General features: G+C 75.8%; 26 protein-coding genes. 10 read left to right on the top strand and 16 right to left on the bottom strand.

Annotated features, from left to right (window positions below):
- Positions 1 to 447 carry an ArsR/SmtB family transcription factor gene (locus ATJ88_RS08370; RefSeq protein ID WP_098463436.1) on the top strand — a complete coding sequence of 149 codons (447 nt, stop codon included), beginning with the start codon at positions 1 to 3 and terminating at the stop codon, positions 445 to 447.
- Here ATJ88_RS08370 and ATJ88_RS08365 read toward each other — a convergent pair.
- From ATJ88_RS08365 to ATJ88_RS08350, 3 genes are all read right to left on the bottom strand, one after another.
- On the bottom strand, positions 377 to 4,096 hold the full coding sequence (locus tag ATJ88_RS08365) for a PHP domain-containing protein (protein WP_098463435.1): 3,720 nt from the start codon (positions 4,094 to 4,096) through the stop codon (positions 377 to 379). The genes ATJ88_RS08370 and ATJ88_RS08365 overlap by 71 nt on opposite strands.
- Positions 4,089 to 5,705, bottom strand: coding sequence for a Y-family DNA polymerase (locus ATJ88_RS08360; RefSeq protein ID WP_098463434.1), 1,617 nt, complete (start codon positions 5,703 to 5,705; stop codon positions 4,089 to 4,091). The genes ATJ88_RS08365 and ATJ88_RS08360 overlap by 8 nt, the downstream gene beginning before the upstream one ends.
- A 175-nt stretch (positions 5,706 to 5,880) precedes the next feature.
- A complete protein-coding gene (locus ATJ88_RS08350; protein WP_245852247.1) occupies positions 5,881 to 6,633 on the bottom strand; it encodes a hypothetical protein in 753 nt (250 codons plus the stop codon).
- 246 nt (positions 6,634 to 6,879) lie between these two features.
- On the opposite strand from ATJ88_RS08350, the gene ATJ88_RS08345 reads away from it, so the two are divergent.
- The 3 genes from ATJ88_RS08345 to ATJ88_RS08335 are packed head-to-tail and all read left to right on the top strand — an operon-like array spanning position 6,880 to position 9,205.
- Positions 6,880 to 7,995 carry a zinc-binding dehydrogenase gene (locus tag ATJ88_RS08345; protein WP_098465214.1) on the top strand — a complete coding sequence of 372 codons (1,116 nt, stop codon included), beginning with the start codon at positions 6,880 to 6,882 and terminating at the stop codon, positions 7,993 to 7,995.
- Entirely contained in the window at positions 7,992 to 8,753 is a 762-nt protein-coding gene (gene fabG / locus ATJ88_RS08340) for a 3-oxoacyl-ACP reductase FabG (RefSeq protein ID WP_098463432.1), read from the top strand. Before ATJ88_RS08345 ends, fabG begins: the two co-directional genes overlap by 4 nt.
- A complete protein-coding gene (locus ATJ88_RS08335) occupies positions 8,750 to 9,205 on the top strand; it encodes a MaoC family dehydratase (RefSeq protein WP_098463431.1) in 456 nt (151 codons plus the stop codon). The genes fabG and ATJ88_RS08335 overlap by 4 nt, the downstream gene beginning before the upstream one ends.
- A gap of 90 nt (positions 9,206 to 9,295) precedes the next feature.
- On the opposite strand, the gene ATJ88_RS08330 is transcribed toward ATJ88_RS08335, so the two are convergent.
- The gene (locus tag ATJ88_RS08330) at positions 9,296 to 10,519 is read right to left on the bottom strand and encodes an acetyl-CoA C-acetyltransferase (protein ID WP_098463430.1); all 1,224 of its coding nucleotides are present in this window, start codon (positions 10,517 to 10,519) and stop codon (positions 9,296 to 9,298) included.
- A 23-nt stretch (positions 10,520 to 10,542) separates the two neighbouring features.
- Positions 10,543 to 11,766, bottom strand: a complete 1,224-nt coding sequence (locus ATJ88_RS08325; protein ID WP_098463429.1) for an acyl-CoA dehydrogenase family protein — start codon at positions 11,764 to 11,766, stop codon at positions 10,543 to 10,545.
- A gap of 96 nt (positions 11,767 to 11,862) precedes the next feature.
- Between ATJ88_RS08325 and ATJ88_RS08320 the strand changes: the two genes are divergently transcribed.
- Positions 11,863 to 12,501, top strand: a complete 639-nt coding sequence (locus ATJ88_RS08320) for a QsdR family transcriptional regulator (RefSeq protein ID WP_098463428.1) — start codon at positions 11,863 to 11,865, stop codon at positions 12,499 to 12,501.
- Positions 12,502 to 12,548: 47 nt separating this feature from the next.
- Positions 12,549 to 12,965: an acyl-CoA thioesterase gene (locus ATJ88_RS08315; RefSeq protein WP_098463427.1), complete on the top strand. Its 417-nt coding sequence runs from the start codon at positions 12,549 to 12,551 to the stop codon at positions 12,963 to 12,965.
- Between the two features lie 7 nt (positions 12,966 to 12,972).
- Here ATJ88_RS08315 and ATJ88_RS08310 read toward each other — a convergent pair whose 3' ends face one another.
- Positions 12,973 to 13,935: a squalene cyclase gene (locus tag ATJ88_RS08310; protein ID WP_245852246.1), complete on the bottom strand. Its 963-nt coding sequence runs from the start codon at positions 13,933 to 13,935 to the stop codon at positions 12,973 to 12,975.
- Between the two features lie 127 nt (positions 13,936 to 14,062).
- Here ATJ88_RS08310 and ATJ88_RS08305 point away from each other — a divergent pair, with 127 nt between their 5' ends.
- Both ATJ88_RS08305 and ATJ88_RS08300 read left to right on the top strand, forming a co-directional pair.
- The gene (locus ATJ88_RS08305) at positions 14,063 to 15,124 is read left to right on the top strand and encodes a phosphotransferase family protein (protein ID WP_098463426.1); all 1,062 of its coding nucleotides are present in this window, start codon (positions 14,063 to 14,065) and stop codon (positions 15,122 to 15,124) included.
- Between the two features lies 1 nt (position 15,125).
- Entirely contained in the window at positions 15,126 to 16,328 is a 1,203-nt protein-coding gene (locus ATJ88_RS08300) for an acyl-CoA dehydrogenase family protein (protein ID WP_098463425.1), read from the top strand.
- Positions 16,329 to 16,422: 94 nt separating this feature from the next.
- Here ATJ88_RS08300 and ATJ88_RS08295 read toward each other — a convergent pair whose 3' ends face one another.
- The 9 genes from ATJ88_RS08295 to ATJ88_RS08255 all read right to left on the bottom strand — a co-directional run bounded on the left by ATJ88_RS08295 (position 16,423) and on the right by ATJ88_RS08255 (position 24,334).
- Entirely contained in the window at positions 16,423 to 17,700 is a 1,278-nt protein-coding gene (locus tag ATJ88_RS08295) for an ABC transporter substrate-binding protein (RefSeq protein ID WP_098463424.1), read from the bottom strand.
- Positions 17,701 to 17,705: 5 nt separating this feature from the next.
- Positions 17,706 to 18,773, bottom strand: a complete 1,068-nt coding sequence (locus tag ATJ88_RS08290; RefSeq protein WP_098463423.1) for an ABC transporter permease subunit — start codon at positions 18,771 to 18,773, stop codon at positions 17,706 to 17,708.
- Positions 18,770 to 19,648, bottom strand: a complete 879-nt coding sequence (locus tag ATJ88_RS08285) for a branched-chain amino acid ABC transporter permease (RefSeq protein ID WP_098463422.1) — start codon at positions 19,646 to 19,648, stop codon at positions 18,770 to 18,772. Before ATJ88_RS08285 ends, ATJ88_RS08290 begins: the two co-directional genes overlap by 4 nt.
- Positions 19,648 to 20,406 (bottom strand): ABC transporter ATP-binding protein, encoded by a 759-nt coding sequence (locus tag ATJ88_RS08280; protein ID WP_098463421.1) that lies wholly within the window; start codon positions 20,404 to 20,406, stop codon positions 19,648 to 19,650. Before ATJ88_RS08280 ends, ATJ88_RS08285 begins: the two co-directional genes overlap by 1 nt.
- Positions 20,403 to 21,134, bottom strand: a complete 732-nt coding sequence (locus ATJ88_RS08275) for an ABC transporter ATP-binding protein (protein WP_098463420.1) — start codon at positions 21,132 to 21,134, stop codon at positions 20,403 to 20,405. The genes ATJ88_RS08280 and ATJ88_RS08275 overlap by 4 nt, the downstream gene beginning before the upstream one ends.
- Positions 21,135 to 21,256: 122 nt before the next feature.
- Complete coding sequence (locus ATJ88_RS08270) at positions 21,257 to 22,012, bottom strand: SDR family NAD(P)-dependent oxidoreductase (protein WP_098463419.1); 756 nt, start codon at positions 22,010 to 22,012, stop codon at positions 21,257 to 21,259.
- Positions 22,009 to 23,001, bottom strand: a complete 993-nt coding sequence (locus ATJ88_RS08265) for an NADPH:quinone oxidoreductase family protein (RefSeq protein WP_098463418.1) — start codon at positions 22,999 to 23,001, stop codon at positions 22,009 to 22,011. The genes ATJ88_RS08270 and ATJ88_RS08265 overlap by 4 nt, the downstream gene beginning before the upstream one ends.
- Positions 22,998 to 23,582 (bottom strand): TetR/AcrR family transcriptional regulator, encoded by a 585-nt coding sequence (locus ATJ88_RS08260; protein WP_098463417.1) that lies wholly within the window; start codon positions 23,580 to 23,582, stop codon positions 22,998 to 23,000. The genes ATJ88_RS08265 and ATJ88_RS08260 overlap by 4 nt, the downstream gene beginning before the upstream one ends.
- Positions 23,583 to 23,593: 11 nt before the next feature.
- Complete coding sequence (locus ATJ88_RS08255) at positions 23,594 to 24,334, bottom strand: SDR family oxidoreductase (protein ID WP_098463416.1); 741 nt, start codon at positions 24,332 to 24,334, stop codon at positions 23,594 to 23,596.
- A gap of 150 nt (positions 24,335 to 24,484) precedes the next feature.
- Between ATJ88_RS08255 and ATJ88_RS08250 the strand changes: the two genes are divergently transcribed.
- Positions 24,485 to 25,015, top strand: coding sequence for a YbhB/YbcL family Raf kinase inhibitor-like protein (locus ATJ88_RS08250; protein WP_098463415.1), 531 nt, complete (start codon positions 24,485 to 24,487; stop codon positions 25,013 to 25,015).
- Positions 25,012 to 25,599: a YbaK/EbsC family protein gene (locus ATJ88_RS08245; protein WP_098463414.1), complete on the top strand. Its 588-nt coding sequence runs from the start codon at positions 25,012 to 25,014 to the stop codon at positions 25,597 to 25,599. The genes ATJ88_RS08250 and ATJ88_RS08245 overlap by 4 nt, the downstream gene beginning before the upstream one ends.
- Before the next feature lie 6 nt (positions 25,600 to 25,605).
- On the opposite strand, the gene ATJ88_RS08240 is transcribed toward ATJ88_RS08245, so the two are convergent.
- The gene (locus tag ATJ88_RS08240) at positions 25,606 to 26,607 is read right to left on the bottom strand and encodes a siderophore-interacting protein (protein WP_098463413.1); all 1,002 of its coding nucleotides are present in this window, start codon (positions 26,605 to 26,607) and stop codon (positions 25,606 to 25,608) included.
- Positions 26,608 to 26,623 lie beyond the last annotated feature (16 nt).

The following is a 26,623-nucleotide window of genomic DNA, read 5'->3' as shown; positions in this document are numbered from 1 at the left end:
GTGACCACCCGGACGACGACGGCGCCCGGGTCGCCCGACGCGGTGTTCGCCGCGCTGGGCGACCCGGTCCGCCGCCGCCTGCTCCTGCTGCTGCACGACGCGGGAGAGGCGACCGTGGGCAGCCTCGTCGCCGCCGTCCGGGCCGCCACCGCCATCTCGCAGCCCGCCGTGTCCCAGCACCTGCGGGTGCTCCGCGAGGCCGGCCTGGTGCGGGTCCGCCCCGACGGCACCCGCCGGCTGTACGCCGTCGAACCCGCCGGGATCGACGCCGCCCGCACCTGGCTGGCGACGTTCACCGACCCGTTCGCCCAGCCGCTCGACGCCCTGGGGACCGAGGTCGCGCGCGGTCGCCGCGAGCGCCGCCGGACGGGCGGGGTCAGTGGAAGTCCCGCGAGCGGGTCGTCACCGGCAGACGCAGCACGGCGAGGTGCTCGGCGAGCAGGTTGACCGACCCGTCGGCCCGCTCCACCCGGCCCCGCACCACGAGGGCGGGGGCGCCGCGCGCCACCGTGCGGTAGCGCCGCCACAGGCCGGGCGAGCAGATGACGTTGAGGAGCCCCGTCTCGTCCTCCAGGGACAGGAACGTCACCCCGCCCGCGGTGCCGGGGCGCTGGCGGTGGGTGACGACCCCGCCGACGGCGACGCGGCGGCCCTCCTCCACGCGGGTCGCGGCGTCCACCGTGAGGACGCCCTGGCGGTCCAGGCCGGGGCGCACGTGCTCCACCGGGGAGGTCGAACCGGGGGTGACGCCGGTGGCCCACGCGTCGGCGACGTCCACCTCCAGGGGGTCCATGTCCGGCAGGGGTGGCGCGGCGACCCCGACGCTGACCCCGGCCAGGGTGTCCGGCCCTTCCTGGCCGAGCGCGCCGGCGGCCCACAGGCCTTCCCGGCGGGTGACGCCGAGCGAGGCCAGCGCGCCGGCGGTGGCGAGCGCCTCCAGGCGGGCGGTGGTCAGGTTGACCCGGCGGACGAGGTCGTGCAGGTCACGGAACGGCCCGTCGGCCGCCCGGGCGGCGGCCATCCGCTCGGCGACGTCGTCGCCGAGCCCGCGCACCGAGGCGAGCCCGAGCCGGACGGCCAGGTGCGGGTCGACGTCCAGGGCGACGAGGCCGACCCCGCCCGGGCCGTCGCTCCCCTCGGCGCTCTCGTCGTCACGGCCCGTCCGCTCCCCCGGACGGGCCGTGTCGGCACGGTCGACGGTGGTGGGGGCGTCGTCGGCGGCGGGACCTGCCGGGCCGTCGCCCTCCCCCGTCCGTTCGACGCCGGCCAGCGCGGTGGACGCGTTGACGTCCGGGCGCAGCACGCGCACCCCGTGCCGGCGGGCGTCGGCCACCAGCGACGCCGGGGAGTAGAACCCCATCGGCTGGGCGGCGAGCAGCCCGGCGTAGAACGCCTCGGGGGCGTGCACCTTGAGCCACGCCGAGGCGTAGACGAGGAACGCGAACGAGTAGGCGTGCGACTCGGGGAACCCGAAGTCCGCGAACGCCTTGAGCTTGTCGTAGATCTGCTCCTGGACGTCGGGCGGGACGCCGCGCTCCGTCATCCCGGCGTACAGGCGCCCGCGCAGCGCCTCCATGCGTTCCACCGACCGCTTCGACCCCATGGCGCGGCGCAGCCGGTCCGACTCCGCGGGGGTGAACCCGGCGACGTCGATCGCCATCTGCATGAGCTGCTCCTGGAACAGCGGCACCCCGAGGGTGCGCTTCAACGACGGCTCCAGCAGCGGGTGCAGGTAGGTGACGGGCTGACGCCCCCGGGAGCGCTCGATGTACGGGTGCACGGACTGCCCCTGGATGGGGCCGGGCCGGATGAGCGCGACCTCCACGACGACGTCGTAGAAGGTGCGGGGCCGCAGCCGCGGCAGGGTCGCCATCTGGGCGCGGGACTCCACCTGGAACACTCCGACGGTGTCGGCGGCGCACAGCAGGTCGTACACGCGCGGGTCGTCCTCCGGCAGGGTGTGCAACGCCAGCTCCGGGCCGCCGGTGTCCCGCACGGACGTGAACGCGTACCGGATGGCGGTGAGCATCCCGAGCCCCAGCAGGTCGAACTTCACCAGCCCGGCGTCCGCGCAGTCCTCCTTGTCCCACTGCAGGACCGTGCGGCCCTCCATCCGCGCCCACTCCACCGGGCACACCTCGATGACGGGCCGGTCGCACATCACCATCCCGCCCGAGTGGATGCCCAGGTGGCGCGGCAGTCGCAGGAACCGGTCGGCGAGGTCCACCACCGCGGCGGGGATGTCACCCTCCTGCTCCGCCGGCGCGGGCGTGTGCCGCGGCACGACGTCGTGCGCGTCGTCGGCGCGCCGCAGCGCGCCGGAGCCCTCGGCGTCGACGGCCAGCGGGTCGACGACGGGCTCAGCCGTCGGCCGCCCCTCCCAGAGGCGTGCGACGTGCGCCGCCTTGACGTCCCGCCGCGTGACCGGGACGGAGACGGCGCCGCCCGCGGAACCGGGACGACCTTGCGAGGGTGTGAGGGGCGGGGTGTCGCGCGCGGGCGTGGCCGGCCTGGCGGGAGGCCGCGAGGAACGAGCGGCCGGATGGTAGCCCGCGCGCGGTCCCTCGTCGCCCGCGGCCGTCCGCCCCGGGGCCCCCGCAGCAGCGCGCGCCGCACCGGCGGCCCGGTCCGCGGCCGGGCTGGTCGGGTCCGGCCCGCGCAGCGACCCCCAGCGCTCGATGGACTTGCTCCACGCGTCCGCCTGCCCGACGTCGTACCCCAGCGCGCGGGCGGCGTCGCGCACCGCCGAGCGCGGCCGGTAGGAGATGACGTTCGCGACCTGCGCGGCGTGCGTCCGCCCGAACCGGGCGTACACGTGCTGGATGACCTCCTCGCGCCGCACCGACTCGATGTCGACGTCGATGTCGGGCGGACCGTCCCGCTCCGGGGCGAGGAAGCGCTCGAACAGCAGGCCGTGCGTGACCGCGTCCACCGCGGTGATGCCCAGCGCGTAGCAGACCGCCGAGTTGGCGGCGCTGCCCCGCCCCTGGCAAAGGATGCCCTCGCGGCGGCAGAACTCCACCAGGTCGTAGACGACGAGGAAGTAGCCGGCGAACCCCAGGTCCGTGATGACGCGCAGCTCGTGGTCGATCTGCGCCCACGCGCCCGGTACCCGTTCCGCGTCCCGCGGTCCGTAGCGCTCCGTGGCGCCGCGGCGCACCAGCTCGGCCAGCCAGGACGCCTCGTCGTGCCCCGCCGGCACCGGGTACGGCGGCAGGTGGGGCGCGACGAGGTGGAGGTCGAACGTGCACTCGGCCGCCAGCTCGGCGGCCGTGGCCACCGCCTGCGGGTGCCGGTGGTGCAGCCGCACCATCTCCGCCGCCGAGCGCAGGTGCGCCGTCGGGGCGCCCGGCAGCCAGCCGTCGTGGTCGTCCAGGGAGGACCGGGCGCGCACCGCCGCGAGCGCCGCGGCGAGGTCGGCGTCGCGCGGGCGGGCGTAGTGCGCGGCGGTGGTCGCGACCAGCGGGAGCCCGGTGTCGCGGGCGAGTCCCGCGAGGGCGGTGTGCCGGTCGGCGTCGCGCGGGTCGCCGGTCGCGGTGATCTCCACGGCGACGTTGTCCCGCCCGAAGACGGCCGTCAGCCGGTCGAGCTCGGCGCGCGCGGCCCGCAGCGGGTCCGGCCCTCCGCCGTCCAGGGCGCGCCGCACGGCCCCCTTGCGGCAGCCGGTGAGGACGAGCCACTGCCCGTCGGCCTCCTGGCCGAGCCGGTCCAGGTCGTAGCGCGCCTTGCCCTTGACCCCGGCCTCCAGGTGGGCGGTGGCGATGGCGCGGGACAGGTGCCGGTAGCCGTCGGCGCCGCGGGCCAGGACGAGCAGGTGCGTGGCCCGCGGGTCGGGGACGCCGGTGGGCTCGTCGAGCACGGGGGCGCCGCCTGGCACCGGGGCGGGCAGGTGCAGCTCTGCGCCGAACACGGTGGGCAGCCCCACCGCGCGCGCGGCCTCCGCGAACCGCACCACCCCGTACAGGCCGTCGTGGTCCGTCAGGGCGAGGGCCTCCAGCCCGAGCCGTGCCGCCTCCGCGGCGAGCTCCGCCGGGTGGCAGGCGCCGTCGAGGAAGCTGAACGCCGAGTGCGCGTGCAGCTCCGCGAACCTAGTCATAGCAGGCCTCCACCGTCCAGGTGCCGGCCGTCTGCGCGAGCAGCAGCCCGCGGCCGTCGTCGAGGACGACCTGCAGGTGCACGCGTCGCGTCCCGCCGTCCGTCCACCAGCGCTCGGCCAGCGGCCAGGGTCCGGCCCAGTCCGTGACGGCGCCCGCGCCGTGCTCCCAGCGCACGCTCGCCGGGTCGCCGCTCGCGGCGAGCCGCGCGTCGACGACGACGTCGCGCCCGGCCGCGTCCAGGACGCGGGCGGGCAGCGGCTCGGGCAGCACGGTGGCGGGCGCCGGGCTGGGCAGCGCGCCGGGCCACGGCCGGTCGGCGGGACGGGCGGGCTCGGCCTCCTCCCCGTAGGGGACGAGCGCCACCCGGCTGCGGGCGTCCCGCCCGCCCTGGAGCCGCACGGCCAGCACGCCCTGCCCGCCGAGCAGCCCTTGCACCCGGTCCAGCGCCTGCCGGGCGCGGGTGTCCCCGCCCGCGTCGGGACCCCACAGGCTCGGCTGGTGCGTCCCCGCGGGCGCGACGTCCTCCGCGGCGAGCGCGAGGTGCACCAGCGGCGCGACGTGCGGCGAGCCGCCGGTGCCCGTGCGCCGCAGGGCCGCGTCGGTGAGCCAGCCCTCCAGCTGCCAGCGCACCCGGTCGGTGAGCCTCGCCGCGTCCAGGCCGCCCGCGACCGCCTCCGTGCGCCACAGCCGCTCCAGCTCGCCCTCGGTGGTGCGGGCCGTGATGCGCAGCCGCGAGCACGCCAGGCCGCGGCCCACCAGCAGGACGTGCAGCTCCTCGGCGAGCCGGCGCGCGGCGAACGCGGCGACGTCCACCCGGTCGGCGGGCGGGTCCAGGTCCGTCGCCACGGCGAGGTCCGCCTCGGGACGTCGCCGTGCGGGCGGACGCTCGTCCAGGCCGCGGGCCAGCCGGTGCGCCCACGTGCCCAGCTCCCCGAACCGCGCGGCGACGCTCGCCGGGGGCAGCGCCGCCAGGTCGCCGAGGGTGTGCAGCCCCAGCCGCCACCACAGCCCCGCCGCCTCCCGCACCGCCGCCACGACGCCCGGGTCGCAGACGGCGTGCACCAGCTCGCCCACGCCACGGCCCGCCAGCGCCGCGGCCGACTCCCCCGGCGGCACGACCGCGTCCTCCCGCGCCGCCAGCACCGCGGCGAGCAGACCGTCCGCCACCCCCACCTGGCACTCGTGCCCCGTCTCCGCCACCGCCGCGACCAGCCGCTCCGCGAGCGCCCGCTCCGACCCGTGGTAGCGGGCCGCGCCGTCCGCCGGCAGGAGCAGCAGCCCCGGCCGCGCGACCTCGAGGCCCGCCACCACCGTCTCCGCGGCCAGCGCCACCGGCTCGAACGCGCGCGCGTCCCGGGCGTCGTCGGCGTCCAGCAGCACCAGGTCCGGGCACGCCTCCTGCGCCTGCCGCCGACGCATCCCGCGCCGCACCCCCGCGGTGCGCGCCACCGCGGACGTCGCCACCACGCTGCGCCCCGCCCGCGTGCCGCCCCCCGACCGGGCGCCCAGCACCGCGGCCGGGACGTGCGCGTCCAGCCCCGCCGTCGTCAGCGCGGCCACCACCGGCCAGTCCGGCACCCACAGCACCGCCGTGCGGGTCGCGCTCATGCCGTGTCCCTCCGCACGCGCCCTGCGGTGCCCCGCTCCGGGTGCACCTCGTCCCTCGGCGCCCCTGCGCGGGGGCTCCTCGCGCTCATGCCGTGCTGGACCTGCACGCGCCCTGCGGTGCCCCGCTCCGGGTGCACCTCGTCCCTCGGCGCCCCTGCGCGGGGGCTCCTCGCGCTCATGCCGCGCGCAGGTGCCGCCCGCCCGGCGCCCGCTCCTCCTCGGGCGGGGACGGCGGGAGGCTCTCGACGGCCCCGAGCGGGACCTCGACGTCGATCTCCACGGGCCGCGCGACCGCGCCGCGCCCGGTGCGCAGCACGCGCAGGGTGCGGCGCCGCAGCCAGCCGGCGCCCGCGTCCGCACCGGCCCAGGTGCCGCCGCGGGCGTCGAGGACGACGTGCGCGCCGGGCCAGCGCTGCGTGGCCACGAGCACGACGTCACGCTGACGGGCCCGGGCGGCGAGCCGGCGCCGGTCGGTGTCCGCGAGCGCGACGCCCGGCCCGACGACGACGACGTCCATCCCGTCGAGGAGCGCGGCGAGCACGGCGGGGGCGTCCGGGCCGGGGGCGGGGACGACGGCCGTGCGGGTCAGGTCCAGGCCGGCGTCGGCGGCGGCGAGCAGCCCGACCGCGGGAGCGCCGACGAGGGCGGTCCAGGCGCCGCCGTGGGACGGTGCGGCGAGCAGCCCGAGCAGCAGGCTGGTGGACCCCTGGACGGCGAGGACGCCCCCGAGGGGCAGCACGCCGCCGGGCAGCAGCGCGGCCAGGGCCGGGTGGACCGGCAGGGTGGCGCGCGGCGGAGGCTGGTCCGCGGGCACCACGAGCGGGGCACGACGTCTGCCCTGCTCCCCCGCGGCGAGCGCGGCGAGCGCCCGGGCCCGCGCGGTGTCCGACGCCGGTCGGGTCCGACGCTCCTCGACGGCGACGGTCATGCTGCCCCCCTCCGGCGGTCGAGCCGTCAGCAGGACCACAGCAGTTCGTTCGTGTTCGAACGCGTGTTCGAACAGATCAAGTACACGCCTCGCCCGGACGGGTGTCAACCGCGCTGGTGACGGCCTCGCGGGCGCGGCGCGAGGCCCTGGACGCGGGGTGGGGCACGGGGTGGAGACACCCTGGTCGACGGCATACCGCGCGGTCGGTATGCTGGGCGCACCGTCGACGACGAGGAGGTCGTGACCGTGCAGATCACCGGTGCCGTGCTGGAACGCTGCGGAGCGCCCGCGCCCTGGAGCAGGGCGAGCCCGATCACCGTCGGACCGCTCGAGCTCGACCCGCCCGGACCCGGCGAGGTCGCCGTCCGGATCGAGGCCGCCGGGCTGTGCCACTCCGACCTCTCCGTCGTCGACGGCAACCGGGTGCGTCCCACCCCGATGCTCCTCGGGCACGAGGCCGCCGGCATCGTCGAGGACGTCGGGCCGGGCACCGCCGTCCCGGTGGGCGCCCGCGTCGTCATGACCTTCCTCCCCCGCTGCGGGGCGTGCGCCGCCTGCGCCACCGACGGCCGCCTGCCGTGCAGCGTCGGCTCCGCCGCGAACGCGGCCGGGGAGCTCGTGGGGGGCGTCCGCCGGCTGCACCGCGCCGGCCAGGACGTCCACCACCACCTGGGCGTGAGCGCGTTCGCCACCCACGCCGTGGTCTCCGCCACGTCCGTCGTGGCGGTGCCCGACGACGTCCCGGCCGACGTCGCCGCCCTGCTCGGCTGCGCGGTCCTCACTGGCGGCGGCGCCGTCCTCAACGCCGGGCGGCCCGCGCCCGGCGACCCCGTCACCGTCGTCGGGCTCGGCGGGGTCGGCATGGCCGCGCTGCTCGTGGCCCGCGCCCTCGGGCACGAGGTGACCGGGGTCGACACCGTGCCCGGCAAGCTGGCCCTGGCCCGCGAGCTCGGTGCCGCCCGGGCGCTCACGCCCGACGAGGCCGTCGCGGCCGGCGTCCGGGCACCCGTCGTCGTCGAGGCTGCCGGCTCGGCCCGGGCGTTCGAGACGGCGTACGCCCTCACCGCGCCGGGCGGGACCACGGTGACGGTCGGTCTGCCCGGTCCCGCCGACCGGGCCACGCTGGCCCCGTTGACGCTGACCGCCGAGGCGCGGACCGTCGTCGGCTCCTACCTGGGCTCCGCGGTACCGGGCCGCGACATCCCCCGATACGTGGAACTCTGGCGCGCAGGACGACTGCCGCTGGAACGGCTCGTCTCGGCCCGCATCGGGCTCGACGAGCTCCCCCGAGCGCTGGACGCCCTCGCCGCCGGCGAGGAGCTGCGCCAGCTCATCACCTTCGACGAGAGGAACCCCGCATGACAGCCTCCCCCGCACGTGTCGCGATCGTCACCGGCGGCGCCCGCGGCATCGGTGCCGCCACCGCCGCCCGCCTCGCCGCGGACGGGCACGCCGTGGCCGTGCTCGACCTGCTCGAGGACGTCGCGGCCGAGACGGCGGCCCGGCTCGCCGCCGACGGCCACCGGGCGATCGGCGTCGGCGTGGACGTCGCGGACGAGCAGTCCGTCGCCGACGCCGTCGCCCGCGTCACCGCCGAGCTCGGTGCCGCGACGATCCTGGTCAACAACGCCGGCATCCTGCGCGACAACCTGCTGTTCAAGATGTCCACCGACGACTGGGACGCGGTGCTCTCCGTGCACCTGCGCGGCGCGTTCCTCATGACCCGCGCGGTGCAGGGCGGCATGGTCGAGGCGGGCTGGGGCCGCGTCGTCAACCTGTCGAGCACCTCGGCGCTCGGCAACCGCGGGCAGGCCAACTACGCCGCCGCCAAGGCCGGGATGCAGGGGTTCACCAAGACGCTCGCCGTCGAGCTCGGCAAGTTCGGCGTCACGGCGAACGCCGTCGCGCCGGGTGTCGTCGCCACCGAGATGATCGCGGAGACCGCGCGACGGGTCGGTGTGCCCCTGGAGGACTTCCTCGCGCACATGGCCGCCGACGTGCCCGTCGGCCGGGTCGGGCAGCCGGAGGACATCGCCGCGGCCGTGTCGTTCTTCTGCTCGCAGGAGGCCGGGTTCACCAACGGCCAGGTCCTCTACGTGGCCGGTGGGCCGAAGGCGTGATCACCGTCGAGAGCCCCGCCGCGCTCGCCGACGCCGTCGGGCAGCGCGCCACCGGCGACTGGTTCACCGTCGACCAGCCGCGCATCACCGCGTTCGCGGACGCCACGGAGGACCACCAGTGGATCCACCTGGACGTGGAGCGGGCCGCCGACGGCCCGTTCGGGGGCACCATCGCGCACGGGTACCTCACCCTGGCGCTCCTGCCGCGGCTCACCGGTGAGCTGCTCGACGTCGGGCGCACCGCGATGGCCGTCAACTACGGGCTCGACACGGTCCGGTTCCTCACCCCGGTGCCGGCCGGGGGCCGCGTCCGCGCGACGGTCGAGATCACCGGCGCGGAGCCGGCGGGCCACGGCGTGCGGCTCTCCTCGACCGTCACGGTCGAGCTGGAGGGCGCCGAGCGCCCGGCGCTCGTCGCGCAGACGCTGGCGCTGTACGTCCCCGGCGGCTGAGCCCGGCGCCGGGGACGCCGGACGGACCCGGACGCACGGCGGCGGGCGGCTCTCCCGGAGCCGCCCGCCGCCGTGCTGCCGCGCCCGGTGTCAGACGCGCTCGAGCACCATCGCCATGCCCTGGCCGCCGCCGACGCACATGGTCTCCAGGCCGAACCGGCCGCCGGTGGCCTCCAGCCCGTGCACGAGCGTGGAGGTGATGCGCGCCCCGGTCATCCCGAACGGGTGCCCGACGGCGATGGCGCCGCCGTGCACGTTGAGCCGGTCGGGGTCGACGCCGAGCTCGCGGGCCGACGGGATCACCTGGGCGGCGAACGCCTCGTTGATCTCCACCAGGTCGATATCCTCGATCGTCAGCCCCGCCCGCCGCAGCGCCTGCCGGCTCGCCTCGACGGGGCCGAGGCCCATGATCTCCGGCGACAGCCCGGTGACGCCCGTCGACACGATCCGGGCGACCGGCTGCAGCCCGAGCTCGTCGACGACGCGCCCGGAGACGATCACCAGCGCCGCGGCGCCGTCGTTGAGCGGGCAGGCGTTGCCCGCGGTCACGGTGCCGTCGGGCCGGAACACCGGCTCGAGCGTCGCGAGCCGCGCCGCGGTGGTCCCGGCGCGCGGTCCGTCGTCGGCGGCCACGACCGTGCCGTCGTCGAGCGTGACCGGCGTGATGTCCCGCGCCCAGAACCCGTCCGCGAGGGCCTTCTCGGCACGCTGCTGGGAACGGGCGGCGAACTCGTCCTGCTCCTGCCGCGTGATCCCGCACAGCGACGCGAGGTTCTCCGCGGTCTGCCCCATGGCGATGTACGGGTCCGGCAGGGCCCCGTCCGCACGGGGGTCCGTCCACGGCGCGGCGCCGCCGACCGCCCGCTTCGCGGTCCGCTCGACGGCCTCCGCGAACCGGGGGTTCTCCAGCTGCTGACCGACGATGTGGTCCGACGACCCCGCGCGCATCCCGCTGACGGACTCGGCGCCGGCGGAGACGAACACGTCCCCCTCGCCCGCCTTGATCGCGTGGAACGCCATGCGGGTCGACTGCACGCTGGACGCGCAGTACCGGGTCACGGTGGTGCCGGGCACGCCGTCCAGGCCGAGCGCGACGGCGACGACCCGCCCCATGTTCATGCCCTGCTCCCCGCCCGGCAGCCCGCAGCCGAGGACGAGGTCCTCGACGCGCGACGGGTCGAGGGAGGGCACCTGGTCCAGCGCCGCGCGGACCATCCGCGCGGCGAGGTCGTCGGCGCGCACCTCGCGCAGCGACCCCTTGTGCGCGCGCCCGATCGGCGAGCGCGCCATGGCCACGATGTAGGCCTCGGTCATGGAAGTCCTCCTGTGGTGTGGTCTCAGACGAAGGCCGCGTGGCCCGTGACGGAACGGCCGACGATGAGGTGGTTCATGTCGCGGGTGCCCTCGAAGGTGTAGACGGCCTCGGCGTCGGCGAAGTAGCGGGCCACGCCGGTGTCCAGCGTGATGCCGTTGCCCCCGCAGACCTCGCGGGCCAGCGCGACGGTCTCGCGCATCCGCGTGGTGACGAAGGCCTTGGCGAGCGCGGCGTGCTCGTCGCGCTGGGTGCCGGCGTCCTGCATCTGCGCGACGCGCACGCACATGCCCAGGCTGGCGGTGATGTTGCCGAGCGCGGTGGCGAGCTTGTCCTGGACCAGCTGGTAGGAGGCGATCGGGTGGCCGAACTGCTCGCGCTCCTTGGTGTACCGGACCGCGGCCTCGTAGGCGCCGATCATCGTGCCCAGCGCCTGCCAGGAGACGCCGTCGCGGGTAACCCGCAGGACGTTCGCCAGGTCGCGGAAGCTGTCGATGCGCTGCAGCCGGTCGGCCTCGGCGACCTCGACGTCGACCAGCGTGATGTCGGCGTTCTGCACGATCCGCAGCGACTGCTTGCGCTCGATCTTGGTGGCGGTGAAGCCCGGCGCGCCCCGGCGCACGAGGAAGCCCTTGACCTGGTCGTCGGCGGTGTCCTTGGCCCACACCACGACGACGTCGGCGAACGTCGCGTTCCCGATCCACCGCTTGGCACCGTTGAGCACCCAGGTGTCGCCGTGACGGGTGGCGGTGGTGCGCAGGCCGCGAGCCGTGTCCGAGCCGGACAGCGGTTCGGTGAGCCCGAACGCGCCGATGAGGTCGCCGCGGGCCATCGGCGGCAGCCAGCGGTCCCGCTGCTCGGGGGAGCCCCCGAGGCCGATGGAGCTCATCGCGAGGCCACTGGAGACGCCGATGAAGGTGCAGAACGACGAGTCGACCCGGGCCAGCTCCATGCCGACCCAGCCGCGGAACACGGCCGAGCTCTCGAACTGCGCGGTCTCGGGCCAGGCGGCGCCGACCGAGCCGAGCTCCGCGAAGGGCTTGAACAGGTGAACCGGGCACTCGGCGCGTTCCCAGTAGTCGTCGGCGACGGGGCGCACCTCGCGCTCCATGAAGTCGCGGACCCGCGCGACGGCGTCCTGCTCGACGGGGGTGAGGAGGTCCTGGAAGCCGTAGAAGTCGGCCTCCAGGCGTTCCAGGGGGTGCGTCCCGGGGTCGGCGGCCGACCCTGCCGGTGCGGTGATGGTCATCTGTCGTCTCCGATCGTCGTCGATCTCGTGCACCCAGTGTTGCATCATTCTGGGAAATGTTGCACCACCGACCCCGGACCCGGCTAGGCTGCCCCCATGCTCACCGCGACCGGCGAGATCGCCGACGTCGGCCTCCGGGCCGCCCCGACCCGGCTGTCCGCCCGCCTGGTGCCCGGGGTCCACCCCGACGCGCTCGGCGCGTTCGAGGCCGCCCGGGCGACCTTCGTCTCGGGCCGCCGGATCGACATGGGCGCGCTGGCCGTCGAGCTCGGCGTCGACCGGACCTCCGTCTTCCGCTGGGTCGGCAACCGCGACGCCCTCCTCGCCGAGGTGCTGTGGTCGCTGGCCGTGCCCACGCTCGTCCAGGCTGCCCGCGCCGCCGACGACGCCCGGCACCACGGCGCCGAGCACGTCGCCACGCTGCTGACGCACTTCGCGACCGACCTCATCCGGGCCGACTACTTCCGCGACTTCCTCGCCCGCGAACCGGCGCGCGCCCTGCGCCTGCTCACCACGACGGCCAGCCCCATCCAGCACCGCTACGTCGCCACGGTCGAGCACCTCGTGCGCACCCATCTCGGTCGCGCCCCGTTCGGCGGCGCCATCGACGCGCACGCCCTGGCCTACCTCCTCGTGCGCGTGTCGGAGTCCTTCACCTACGCCGACCTCATCGCCGGCGAGCCGCCGAGCCCGGACACCGCCGCGTCCGCGTTCCGGCACCTGCTGCGCGTCTGACCGCGGACGCGCGCCCGGCCGCACCCCGCCCCGCCCGAGAGGACCCCATGCCCCGCGCCCGCCACCCCTTCGCCCTGCGCTGGAACGACAACGACCAGTACGGGCACGTCAACAACACCGTCTACTACCAGGCCATGGACACCGCTGTGAACACCTGGATGATCCGCGAGGCCGGGCTCGACCCGGCCGGCGACGTCCGCGGGTACTGCGTCGCCTCGTCGTGCGAGTTCCGGGCCCCGGTGTCCTACCCGGCGGACGACCTGGAGGTCCTGGTCGGGGTCGCCCGCGTCGGCACGACGAGCATCACGTGGGACCTGCCCATCACGCGCGCGGGCGGGCACGACCCGGTCGCCGTGGGCCGGTTCACGCACGTCTTCGTCGACGCGGTCACGCAGCGCCCGGTGCCGGTGCCCGCAGCGATCCGGGCCGCCGTCGTCGAGCAGCTCGGCACGCCCGAGGCCTGACGCCGCCTCAGGCCCGGTCCCACCAGCGCAGCAGCAGCGTCCCGGTGAGCGTGAGCCACGGCGAGGCCTCCCCCACCGGGACGTCGACCTCGAACCAGACGTCACCGGCGTGCCGGTGGGTGCGCGCCCAGGTGCCGTCCTCGCGGCGTGCGGACCGGACCGCCTCGACCGCGTCCCGCAGGCGCTCGTCCGGGGCGACGCCGTCGTGCAGGGCGGCCCGGCGGAAGTGGTCGGCGGCCCGCAGCAGGCTGTAGTCGCCGCGGAACGGGTACTCGGACCGGTGCACCCACTCGCCGACGAGCTCGCCCGTCGACAGCCGGTACATGAGCCGGCGCGCCAGCAGGTACTCCTCGCCGGTGTGCCGGGCCGCGCGCACCCGCTCGTCCCCGCCGACGAGCTGCTCGTGCGCGAGCAGGCCCCGGACCACGTTGAGCGTGGACCGGAAGGAGGACACGGTGGCGCCGTCGACCCACCAGCAGTTCCAGCCGCCGTCCGCCATCCGCCCGTCGACCAGGCGGTCGCGCACGGTCGAGACGTCCACCCCGAGCCAGGTGCCGTTGGCGAGGGTGAAGGCGTTGATGCAGCAGTCGACCTCGCCGCCCCAGTAGGGCAGGTCGTCGTACTCCCAGCGGCAGTGGCGGGCCAGCAGGCCCGCGGTGTCGCGGGCCTGCAGGACGGCCGGGTCGAGGCCCCACTCCCGCAGCGACGACAGCGACCAGGTCGTCGCCGTCCAGGGCTGGGGGCGCTCGTCCTGGACGTCGAACCAGGCCTGGCCCCCGGGGAAGAACGCGCCCTGCGCCCAGCGGCCGTCGGCGTCCTGGTGGGCGAGGAGGCGGGCGCCGAACCCCTCGGTGGCCACCCGCGCCCGGGTGGCCCGCCAGACGTCGTCGTCCAGGCCGAGCAGGTCGCGCTCGACCTGCCAGCGCAGGGCGGGGTCGGTCGCGAGCAGCCACTCGGTGATCCGGGTCACACCAGCATCGTAGGACCGCGTCGGGGCCGCGGGGGGCGGTCGGCCGTCTCGCACGACATACCGACCGCGCGGTATGCTCACGGCGTCGGCACCGACGCCGACCCTGAGCGAAGGAGCGAGGTCGCCGATGACCGATGTGCCCGGACTGGACCGCGACGGCCTGACCCGCTGGCTCGCCCGCGAGCACCCGTCGCTCGCCCCCGCGCTCGGGGTGGGTCTCACCGCCCGGGTGATCGCCGGCGGACGCAGCAACCTCACCTACCGCGTCGACGGCGCCGCCCGCCCCCTGGTCCTCCGCCGCCCGCCCCTCGGGCACGTCCTGTCCAGCGCCCACGACATGCGCCGCGAGCACCGCGTCATCTCCGCGCTCGGACCGAGCCCGGTGCCCGTGCCCGCCACCGTCGACGTCGTCGACGACACCGCCACGGGCGAGGTCACCGGCACGACGTTCCTCGTCATGGAGCGCGTCGAGGGCGAGGTGCTGTCCCGCCCCGAGCAGAACGCCGCCTACACCCCTGCCGGGCTGCACCGGCTCGGCACCACCCTGGCGACGACGCTCGCCGACCTCCACACCGTCGCGCCCGAGGACGTCGGGCTCGATGACTTCGGCCGCCCCCGCGGCTACCTCGACCGACAGCTCACCACCTGGCGACGCCAGTACGACGCATCCCGCTCGCGGGACCTGCCCGCGCTCGACGCGCTCCAGGACCGGCTCGGCGCCCACGTCCCGCGGACGTCGCGCCACGGGATCGTGCACGGCGACTACCGCCTCGACAACGCGCTGGTCGCCGGGACCCCCGACCACCCCACCGTGGCCGCCGTCCTCGACTGGGAGATGGCGACGCTCGGCGACCCCCTGGTGGACCTCGGCCTGCTCGGCCTCTACTGGGAGATCCGCGACCTCACGCCGCACGAGACCGTCGTGTCCGCCGTCGTCGCCGACGCGGGCTACCCCACGTTCGACGAGGTCGTCGACACCTACGCCGCCCGCGCCGGCACCGCCGTGCCCGACCTGTGGTGGTACCGCGCCTTCGCGGCCTACAAGCTCGCCGTGATCCTCGAGGGGATCCACTTCCGCCACCGCGCCGGGGAGACCGTCGGCGACGGGTTCGACACCATCGGCGACCTCGTCGCCCCCCTCGCGGACGACGGTCTCGCCCGGGCGTCCGCCCGACCCAGGAGCGCCTGAGATGGACTTCGCCCCCGACCCGCGCACCGCCGACCTCACCGAGCGGGTGCGCGCCTTCGTGCACGACCACGTCCTGCCGGCCGAGCCCGTCCTGGACGCCCAGCTCGCCGCCACCCCCGACGTGTGGACGTTCCGGCCCGTCGTCGACGACCTGCGTGCCACGGCGCGCGCCGACGGGCTGTGGAACCTGTTCCTGCCGTCCGCGCGCGGCGCCGGCCTGACCAACCTCCAGTACGCACCGCTCGCCGAGCTGTCGGGCTGGAGCCCGCGCCTGGCCCCCGTCGCGATGAACTGCGCGGCCCCGGACACCGGCAACATGGAGCTGCTCGCCGAGTTCGGCACGCCCGAGCAGCAGGAGCGCTGGCTCGACCCGCTGCTCGACGCCCGCGCCCGCTCCGCGTTCTGCATGACCGAGCCGGACGTCGCGTCCTCGGACGCCTCCCAGATCGGCACCCGCATCCGCCGCGACGGTGACGAGTACGTCGTCACCGGGCGCAAGTGGTGGTCGACGGGCGCGATGAGCCCCGACTGCACGCTCCTGGTCGTCATGGGCAAGACCGACCCCGACGCCGAGCGGCACCGCCGGCAGTCGATGATCCTCGTCCCGCGCGACACCCCCGGCGTGCGGGTCGTGCGGCCCCTGACGGTGTTCGGCTACGACGACCGCGACCACGGCGGGCACGCCGAGATCGTGTTCGACGACGTCCGCGTGCCGGCCGCGAACCTGCTCGGCGTCGAGGGCGGCGGGTTCGCGATCGCCCAGGCCCGGCTCGGGCCGGGCCGCATCCACCACTGCATGCGCGCCCTCGGCACCGCGGAGCGGGCGCTCGCCCTGGCCGTCGGACGGGCGCAGGAACGGTCGACGTTCGGCGTGCCCCTGGCCCACCAGGGCGTGGTCCGCGAGTGGGTCGCCGAGGCGCGCGTCGAGATCGAGGCGCTGCGCCTGCTGGTGCTCAAGGCCGCCTGGTTGATGGACACCGTCGGCAACCGGCGGGCGATGACGGAGATCCAGGCGATCAAGATCGCCGTGCCGCGCGCCGTGCAGCGCATCCTGGACCGCGTGGTGCAGCTCTTCGGCGCCGCGGGCGTCTCGGGCGACCAGCCGCTGGCCGAGATGTTCGCCGGCATCCGGTCGCTGCGCATCGCCGACGGCCCCGACGAGGTCCACCTCGCCTCCCTGGGACGGGCGCAGCTGGGGCGCTGAGCACGGCACGACGACGGGACCCGGCGCGGGGGGCGCGCCGGGTCCTGTCGATCTCGCCTCCGGGCGGGGGGCGCCGCCCCCGCCCGGAGGTCCGTCACTCGGTGGGGACGCCCTCGCCCTCGACGGCGGGCACCTGCGGCTCGGTCGTCGTGACGGTCTCGCCGTCGAGCCGGTAGGTGGTGCCGACGAAGTCCTGGACGCCGTCGTCGACCACGGTGATCCCCGCGGTCGTGAACCCGGCGTGGTCGTCGGCCGAGTAGGCGAGGGGCGCGAGGCCGTTGCCGACCACGTCGCCGGACTCCAGCGCCGCCACGAGGGACTCGCGGGTCGGGTCCTCCCCCGCCCGGGCCAGGGCCTCGACGAACGTGTAGCCGACGCTCATGCCGAACACGGTGTTGCCGTCGAACGGCGCGCCGGCGTTGTACTCGTCGTTGACGGCCGAGAACAGCTCGACCCAGTCGCCGCCGGGACCGAAGGGCAGGTAGTTGACGGACACGAACCCCTGGAGCAGGACCGGGGCGAGGTCCTCGCCGAGGAATCCCACGAGGGTGGGGTAGTCGCCGCCGGCGGAGGCCGCCATCCAGGTGGGGGTGAAGCCCATCTGGGCGGCGGTGCCCACGGCGAGCGCGGTGAAGCCGTTGACGGTGCCCAGCACCACGACCTCGCACCCGGCGCCCTGGAGCGCGCCGATCTGCGCCGTGACGTCCTGGTTGGCGGTCTCGTAGGTCTCGTGGGCCGCGACGCCGTCCTCGCCGAGCGCGATCTGCACGCCCTCGAGGAGGGTCTCGCCGTAGTCGTCGTTCTGCCCGAGCAGGCACACGGTCTCGCCGGGGTGCTCGTCGGCCGCGTACCGGCCGAGGGCCGCCCCCTCGACGTGGTAGTCCGCGTTGTAGCCGAACGTGTACGGGTACGCCTCGGGGTCGTCCCAGGCGGTCGACCCGGACGACACGAACAGGTCCGGCACCTCGTTCTGGTTGAGGAAGTCGAGCACAGCGGAGTGCGTCGGCGTCCCCAGCCCGTTGACGACCGCGAAGACGTCGTCCTGCTGGACGAGCTCGCGCACGACGGTCTGCGTGTTCGCCGGGTTGTAGCCGTCGTCCTTCACGACGTACTCGATCTGCCGCCCGTGGACGCCGCCCTGGGCGTTGACGTGGTCGAAGTACGCCTGCGTCGCCGCCGAGATCGACGAGTACCCGGCGGCGGCCGGTCCGGTCAGGGGCTGGTGGGTGCCGATGGTGACGGTCTCGGCGGTGACGCCGGGGGTCGCCTCGTCGGCCCCGCCGCAGGCGGCGAGCGTCAGGGCGAGGGCCGCGGCGCCGAGCGTCGCGACGGTGGCGCGCGCCCGGGGGCGGGGGGTGGTGGTGGTCCGCATGGGGTTCACCTCTCTGTGAGCGTTGGCGGGACGTGCGGGGCCGGTCGGAACCGGCGGGCGAGGGAGCTGACGCGGCCGCCGAGGGCGTGCGAGAGCCCTCCCGGCCACACGACGGTGACCGCGACGAGCAGCACACCGAAGACGAGGACGGCGGCGTTGCCGGCCAGCCGCTGCTCGACGTCCGCGGGCAGCCCGACCCCCGCCACGACCAGGTCGATCCACCAGGGCAGCAGGACGACGAGCACCGCGCCGACGGCGGCACCGCCGATGCTGCCGAGCCCGCCGACGACGACGGCGACGAGCAGCAGGAGGGAGAACGCGAGGTCGTACGCGCCGTGGCTGACGTTCTGCGTGACGACGGCCAGGACGGCACCGCCGAGGCCGGCCGCGAGCGCCCCGGCCGCGAAGGCGCCGGTCTTGACCCGGGCCGGGGAGATCCCGGCGAGCCGGGCGGCGGTCTCGTCGCCGTGCACGGCGCGCATCCGGGTGCCGGCGCGGCCGCTGCGCAGCAGGGCGAGCGGCGTGACGGCGGCGGCTGCGACGGCGACGGCGATCCAGGCGTGCCACTGCTCGACGCCGACGACGCCGCGCAGGGCGTCGGGCACCCCCTCGAAGGGGACGCCGAGGCCCTGGCCGCCGCCGAGGCCGGGCACCTCCGTGGTGATCGCCGGCAGCGCGATGACGAGGGCGAGCGTGAGTCCGGCGAGGTAGGGGCCCTTGAGGCGGGCACCGGCGAGGCCGAGCAGCATCCCGACGGCCCCGGCGAGCGCGAGCGCCCCGGCGACGCCGACGGCGAACCGTGCCGGTCCGCCGAGGCCGGCGGCGGCGGCCGGTGCCGCGGCGAGGGCGTAGCCGTACCCGCCGGCGGCCATGAGGACGGCGTGGCCGAGGGAGAGCTGTCCGGTGAGCCCGACGAGCAGGGTGAGGCCGGCGGTGGCGCAGAAGACGGCGGCGACGACCGCGAGCTGGTAGTTGCGGTAGTCGTCGAGCAGGAACGTGGCCCCCACGGCGAGGAGGGTGAGCAGGGCGGCGCGCAGCAGGGTCCGGCGCACCCGTCGGCGGTCGGTGGTCATGCGGTCCGGGCCTCCTTGACGGCGAAGATCCCGCCGGGTCGCACGAGCAGGACGAGGGTGAGCAGGGCGAGCACCGCCAGCGGGGCGAGCCCGGCGCCGAGGTACCCGGTGACGAGGCTGACGAGGACGCCCACGACGACGCCGCCGACGAGGGCTCCGACCGGCGAGTCGAGCCCGCCCAGGACGGCGACGGTGAACGCGTGGACGAAGAGCATGTCGCCGCTGTGCGCGTTGAGCCCGAGCTCGGTGGGGACGAGCAGCATGACGGCGAGCGCCGCCACCCCGCCCGACAGCGCCCAGCCGAGCGTGACCATGCGGGGCACCCGCACGCCGAGGAGCCGGGACACCTCGGGCGCGGTGGCGGAGGCCCGCATCTGCAGCCCGAGGGTGGTGGCGTTGAACAGCAGCGCGAGGCCGCCGACGACGGCGAGGGCGACGAGGAGGACGAACAGGTCGTAGGGCGACAGCACGGGGACGCCGCCGACGACGAACGGCTGCTGGGACAGCGGTGCCCGCAGGGGTCGGTGCTGGGGGCCGAACGCGATGCCGAGGGCCGACTGGAGCACCATGACCAGGCCGATCGCGACGATCATGCCGGGCAGGGGCGTGCCGCCGGGGACGAGGCGGACGAGCCCGCGCTCGACGACCAGCCCGACGACGGCCCCGGCGACGACGGCCGCGACGAGGCCGAGCCAGAACGACCCGGTGAGGCCGGTGATCGCGTGGGCGACGTAGACGGCGACGACGGCCATGGCGGCCTGGGCGAAGTTCACGAGGCGCGCGGCGCGCCAGATGATGACGAGGGAGAGCGCGAACAGCGCGACGACGAGGCCTCGGGCGAGGCCGGTGGCGAGGAGGAAGGCGAGTCGGTCCATCAGAACCCCAGGTAGGCGTGCCGGAGGGCGGGATCGGCGGCGATGTCGGCGGCAGGGGCGTCGGCGACGACCTTCCCGAGCGCGAGGACGACGCCGCGGTCCGCGACGGACAGGGCGCTGGTGACGTTCTGCTCGGCGAGCAGCACGGTGAGGCCGGTGCGTCGCGCGGTGTCGCGCAGCACGCCCATGAGCTGGGCGACGACGCGGGGGGCAAGCCCGAGCGAGGGCTCGTCGAGGAGCAGCACGCGGGGCTGGGAGACGAGGGCGCGGGCGAGGGCGAGCATCTGCCGTTCCCCGCCGGAGAGCTGGTGCCCGAGCGCGCGGCGCCGTCGAGCCAGGGGCTCGAACTGCTCGTAGAGCTCGGCGATCGCGGCGCGGCGGGCGCGGCGGCCCGGCACCTTCCACAGCGCGCCGAGGGTCAGGTTCTCCTCGACGGTGAGCTCGGCGACGACGCTGCGCCCCTCGGGGACCTGGGCGAGGCCACGGCGGGCGCGTTCCTCGACGGGTGTGGTGGTGAGGTCGTCGCCGTCGAGCAGGACCCGGCCCGAGCGGGGCACGAGGAGCCCGGAGACGGTCCGCAGCAGGGTGGTCTTGCCGGCGCCGTTGGCGCCCAGGAGGGCGACGACGTCACCGGGGGCGACGTCGAGGGTGAGTCGGTCGACGACCGGGGCGCCGGCGTACCCGACGGTGAGGGCGTCGAGCGCGAGCACGGTGCGCGTGACGGTGGCGGGGGCGGTGGTCGTACCGTGGGCGCTCATGCGGCCGCCTCGAGCCCGAGGTAGGCGGCCTCGACGGCGGGGTCGGCGCGCACGGCGTCGGGGGTGCCGCTGGCGACGACCCTACCGAAGTCGAGGACGACGATCTCGTCGGCGAGGCCCATGACGAAGTCCATGTGGTGCTCGACGAGCAGGACGGCGCACCCGTCGGCGGCGAGCCGGCGCACGACGTCGGCGAGCTCGTCGATGTCCTCGGCGCCGAGGCCCCCGGCGGGCTCGTCGAGCAGGAGCAGACGGGGTCCGGTCACGAGCGCCCGGGCGAGCGCGACGCGTTTGCGCTCGGGGTACGGCAGCGCCCCGACGGGGGCGTGCGCGTGCTGCGCGAGGCCGAGCCGGTCGAGCGTCGCCAGGGCGGTCGCGCGGTGGGCGTCGGTGCGTCCGGGGCGGCCGGTGAGGGGGACGACGACGTTCTCGAGGACGGTCATGGCCTCGAAGAGGCCGAGCCCCTGGAGGGTGCGCGCGACGCCGCGCTCGAGGAGCCGGGTGGGCGAGGCGGGCGCGGCCCGGCCGGCGATCCGCACGGTCCCGGCGGTGGGCCGGACAAGGGAGCAGACGGCGTTGAACGCGGTGGTCTTGCCGGCCCCGTTGGGGCCGATGAGGGCGACGGTCCGGCCGTCGCCGACGGAGAAGCTGACGTCGTCGAGGGCGGTGAGCCCTCCGAAGGTGACGGTGAGCCCGTCGACCTCGAGACGTGGGACCTGGCTGGACATCGGCACCTCTTCGTGTCGGGTGCTCACACCCTAGCCCAAAAACCGACTGGCCGGTATGTCATTCTCAAGAATGTTGCACCGTCGTGACGTGCCGGGTCCGGGCGCCCCGCCCGGGCAACGGCTCAGAGGTGGCCGACGCCGTTGATCATGCCGCCGTCCACGACGAACTCGGCGCCCGTGACGTAGGCCGAGGCGTCGCTCGCCAGGTACAGCACTGTGCCCGTGAGGTCCTCGGGACGGCCGGCCCGACGCAGGGGGATCGGCAGTCCGCTCGGGTCGATCCGCGCGGTCATCTCGGTCTCGACGAAGCCCGGGTGGATCGAGTTGACCCGGATGCCGTCGGCGCCCAGCTCGACGGCCAGCGACTTCGTCAGGCCACGCACCCCGAACTTGGAGGCGACGTACCCGTGCAGGTGCGTGCTCCCCCGCATCCCCTCGACCGAGGACACGTTGACGATCGAGCCGCCGCCCCGCTCCCGCATGGCACCGACCACGGCGCGGCAGCCGAGGTACACCCCGGTGAGGTTCACCGCGATCACCGCGTCCCACTTGGCCCGCGGGTAGTGCTCGATCGGGCCCGCGTTGGCGACGCCCGCGTTGTTGACCAGCACGTCCGGGCCGCCCCAGGTCGCCGCGACGTCCCGCACCACCGCGGCCCAGCCGTCCTCGTCGGTGACGTCCAGCCGCGCGAACACGGCGCGCTCCCCCAGCTCGGCGGCGAGCGCCGCGCCCGGGTCCTCCAGCACGTCGGCGACGACGACGCGCGCCCCGGCGTCGTGCAGCGCACGCACGTACGCGGCACCGATGCCGCGCGCACCGCCGGTCACGAGGGCGACCCGGCCGTCCAGGTCGAAGAGCCGCCGCGCGGCGCCCGTCACGAGGCGACCTGCACGACCAGCCGGCCCGTCGTCGCGCCGGACGCCAGCAGCTCGATCGCCTCCGGCGCCTTCTCGAACGCCACGACGTCCTCCACGACCGGCCGCAGGACGCCGGCGGCGGCGAGCGCGACCAGCTCGGCGTGGGCGGCGTCCACCAGGGCGGGGTCGCGCTGCGCGTACAGGCCCCAGTGCAGGCCGAGCACCCCGTAGTTCTTCACCAGCGCGTGGTTGGCGCGCACCGGCGGGATCTCACCGCTCGCGAAGCCGATCACCACGATGCGCCCCTCGAACGCGACGCACTTCGTGGACGCCTCGAACGACGACCCGCCCACGGGGTCCAGGACGACGTCGGCGCCGGCGCCGGCGGTGAGCTCCTTGACGCGGGCGGCCACGTCGTCGGACCGCAGGAGCACCGTCCCGGCACCCGCGGCCCGGGCGACGGGCGCCTTGGCCTCGCTGCCGACGACGCCGATCACCCGGGCGCCGGCCGCGGCGGCGAGCTGGCAGGCGGCCGTGCCCACCCCGCCGGCGGCCGCGTGCACGAGCACGGTCTCCCCGGCGGCGACCCGGGCCCGCCGGTGCAGGGCGAACCAGGCGGTCTGGTAGGCGACCGTGAGGGCCGCGGCCTGCGCGTCGTCGAGCTCCGCGGGAGCCGGGTGCAGCAGGGCCGCGGGCAGGACCACCCGTCCGGCGAGCACCCCGATGTGCGACCCCACGACCCGGTCGCCGACCTGCACGCGGTCCACGCCCTCGCCGACCTCGACCACCTCGCCGCACAGCTCGATGCCGGGCACGAACGGCGGCTCCGGGCGCACCTGGTACTGCCCGCGCGCCAGCAGCACGTCGGGGAAGTTGACGGCGACGGCGAGCACCCGCACGACGGCCTCCCCCCGTCCCGGGGCGGGGACCTCCACGTCGTCGAGGCGCATGACCTCGGTGGGCTCGCCGGTGCGGTGCACGCGCCAGGCCTGGGTGGTGCGGGTGGTCATCCGTCCTCCACGGTGATGCTTCGCAGGAAGAGGTCGGCGAGCTGGTGCGCCACCTCGGACTTGGACTCGGGGCCCGACGGCGAGTACCAGTACGACAGGTAGTGCACGTCGGAGTAGAAGTGGGCGATGAGCACCGGGCGCGGCACGTCGGTGCGCACGGTCCCCTCCGCCTGCGCCCGGGCGATCAGCGCCGCGAACTCGTCGTGGTACTCGCGCCGCCGGCGGGTGACCTCCAGGTTCCGCGCCGGGGAGAGCATGTGCATGCTCCGGAAGAACACGGTGCCCTCGGGCATGAGGTCGATCGAGGTCTCGACGACGTCGACGCACACGGCGCGGATCACGGCCACGGTCTCGCCGCCCGCGGCGACGATCTCGTCCAGGTGCTGCTTCTGCAGCGTGAGGATCCGGTCGTAGATCGCGAACAGCAGGTCGTCCTTGGACTGGAAGTAGTGGTACATGGCGCCCTTGGTGACGCCCGCGGCCTCGACGATCTGCTGGACGCTGGTGGTGGCGTACCCCTGGGTGGAGAACAGGTCCAGGGCGGCCTGGAGCACGGCGTCCGCGACGTGGGTGGTCTTCATGAGGACATCCTTCACCCGACCGGCACGATCGACGCGCCACCGTCGATCCGGAGCGTCTGCCCGGTGATCCAGGCGGCGTCGTCGCTGAGCAGGAACGCGACGGGCCCGGCGACGTCGTCCGGCTCGCCGAGGCGGCGCAGGGGGTAGGCCGCGGCGACCTCCTCCTCGCGGTCGACGTACAGGGCCTCGGCGAGGCGCGTCCGCACGACGGCAGGGGCGACGGCGTTGACCCGCAGTCGCGGGGCGAGCTCGTGGGCGAGCTGCGCGGTGAGGTTGATCAGGGCGGCCTTGGACACGCCGTAGAAGGCGATGTGCGGGCTCGCCGTCGTGCCGGCGACGGACGCGGTGGAGACGATCGCCCCGGACAGGCCCGCGGCGACCGCGTCGCGGGTCCACTCGAGGGCGGCCACGACGTTGACGTCGATGATCTTGCGGATCACCGACGGCTCGACCTCGAGCGCGGGCCCCCAGGCCGGGTTGATGCCGGCGTTGTTGACGAGGTGGTCGAGCCGCCCGTGGCGGTCGAGGGTGTGCGCGAGCACCTCCGCCCGGTGCGCCGGGTCGTCCGCCCGCCCGGCGACGGCCGACGCGCGGTCCTCGCCGAGCGTCGCGACGGCCTCCGCGAGGGAGTCGGCGTGGCGGCCCGTCAGCACCACCCGGCCGCCCTCGGCGACGAGGCGTCGCGCCACCGCGAGGCCGATGCCGCGGCTGGCACCGGTGATGATCGTGACCCTGTCCTCGAACCTGCGCACCCGTCACCCCGTCGAACGTCGTCGTCCCGGTCGCCACGGCCACGTGACGTACCGTCTGGTCGGTTTGTGATCCCGACTGTAGCACCCCGAGGCCCGCCGCCCCTGCCGGCCGCCGTTGCCCCGGCGCACGGACCACGGCAGGGTGGACGCATGGACTTCACGCGACCGATCCCCCCGGACCCGTACTCGCTGCTCCCCGTCGCCGCGACGTTCACCCTGACCAGCCCCGACCTCACGGACGGGGCGCCGATGTCGTCCGACCACGCGGTCGACGGCGGGAACACCTCCCCCGAGCTGTCGTGGTCGGGGTTCCCGGACGGGACGCGGTCGTTCGTCGTGAGCTGCTTCGACCCGGACGCGCCGACGCCGTCGGGCTACTGGCACTGGCACCTGCTGGACGTCCCGGCGGACGTCACGTCGCTGAAGCGCGGCGCGGGATCGACGGACGGCGCGCTGCTGCCCGCCGGGGCCTTCCAGCTCGCCTCGGACGGCGGCCGGGTCGGCTTCGAGGGGGCGGGCCCGCCGCCCGGGGACCACGCGCACCGGTACGTGTTCGCCGTGCACGCCCTGGACGTGGACTCGCTCGGCCTGACGACGGACGACACGAACGTGACCGCGGCGTTCAACGTCTACTTCCACACCGTGGCCCGCGCCACCCTGACCGGGACGTACCGGCGGTGAGCGGCCCGGCCGCGACGGCGCTGCCCACGCTCGGCGACCTCGCCTGGGTGCCGGCCGTCGCCCGGCCCGACCTGCTGGCCGACCCCGTGGCCGCGGCGCTGACCGCGTGGGCGGGCGTCGACGAGCGGGTCGCGTCGGGCGTCGCCGTGGCCGAGATCGACCCCGACCACGCGGACACCGCGACGCTCAACACCGTGCACGGGCTGCCGCCGGAGGCGTCGGCGAACTGCGTGGTGGTGGCCGGGCGGCGGGGCGAGGTCGAACGCGTGGCGGCGTGCGTGGTGCCCGCGACGACGTCCGCGGACGTCAACACCCGGGTGCGCAAGCTGCTCGACGTGCGCAAGGCGTCGTTCCTGCCGACGGAGCGCGCGACGGCGGAGTCCGCCATGGAGTACGGCGGCATCACGCCGGTCGGGCTGCCCGCCGGGTGGCGGGTGCTCGTCGACGAGCGGTTCCGCGCCCCGGGCGCGCTGGCGCTCATGGGCTCGGGGCTGCGGCGCTCGAAGCTGCTGATGGCCGGGCCGCTGCTGTGCGAGCTGCCGGGCGTGGAGGTCGTGACGGACCTCGGGGTCGTGCGGGGCTGACGCCCGTCAGCACTCCGCGCGGCCGCGCCGCCAGTAGCCCATGAACGCCACGGACTTGCGGTCGACGCCGCGGTGGGTGACGAGGTGGCGGCGCAGCGTCTTGATGACGCCCGCCTCGCCGGCGAACCAGGCGTACAGCACGGTGTCCTGGACGAGCGGGCGGCCCTCGGCGTCCACGGGGACCTCCCACAGCACGTCGGTGTCGACGTCGACGTCCTCCGCCTCGGCGGACAGGTCGACCCCGGCGGCGGTCACGGCGGGCACCGGCGTGCCGGGGACCTCGTCGACCGACGCGCGCACGCCGAGCGCGAGCATGCGGTCGGCCGCGGCCTGCACGGCGGGGACCAGCAGGTCGCCGTGCTCGCGGTCCTCGCGGGCGAGCCAGGTGATGCGCACCCCGGCGGGCGCGGCGAGGGTCCAGCGGTCCTCGGGGTGCGGGACCTCGAGGAAGACCTCGCCGACGGCGTCGGCGGGCAGCGACTCGCAGATGGAGGCGATGGCGGGCACGGCCGTCTCGTCGCCGGCGAGGAGCAGCGCGTGGCTGGACGCCGGCGGCTTGAACTCGAGGCCGCCGTGGGGGCCGTCGTGGGCGGCGTCGGGGCCGATGATCACGAGCGGGGAGCCGGGGCGGGCGCCGTTGGCCCAGCGGGACGCAGGTCCGGTGTCGCCGTGGAGCACGATGTCGACGTCGACCTCGCGCAGGTCCGGCCGCACGGCGCGCACGGTGTAGGTGCGCAGCGGGTTGCGGCGCTCCTCGGGCAGCTCGCGCCAGGTGGTGAACCAGTCGGGGTTCTGCCGGTCGAGGTACTCCCAGCCGCCGCACGGGGCGGGCAGGAGGAACTTGATGCGCTGGTCGCGGCCGTTGTCGGCGAACCGGTCGAGGTCGGCGCCGGTGAACGTGATCCGGACGAAGGACGGACACAGGCGGGTGACCCGCGAGACCTCGACGTCGAACATCTTGTACGGGGTCGTCGCGCTCGTGGTCTCAGCGGCGGCCGTCTGTGTCATGCAGGCAAGCCTAACC

This window comes from Isoptericola jiangsuensis (genome assembly GCF_002563715.1).
GTDB classification, from domain to species: Bacteria; Actinomycetota; Actinomycetes; order Actinomycetales; family Cellulomonadaceae; genus Isoptericola; species Isoptericola jiangsuensis.
The sequence above is the reverse complement of the archived record's forward strand: the minus strand, read 5'-3'. Positions and strand labels throughout refer to the sequence as shown.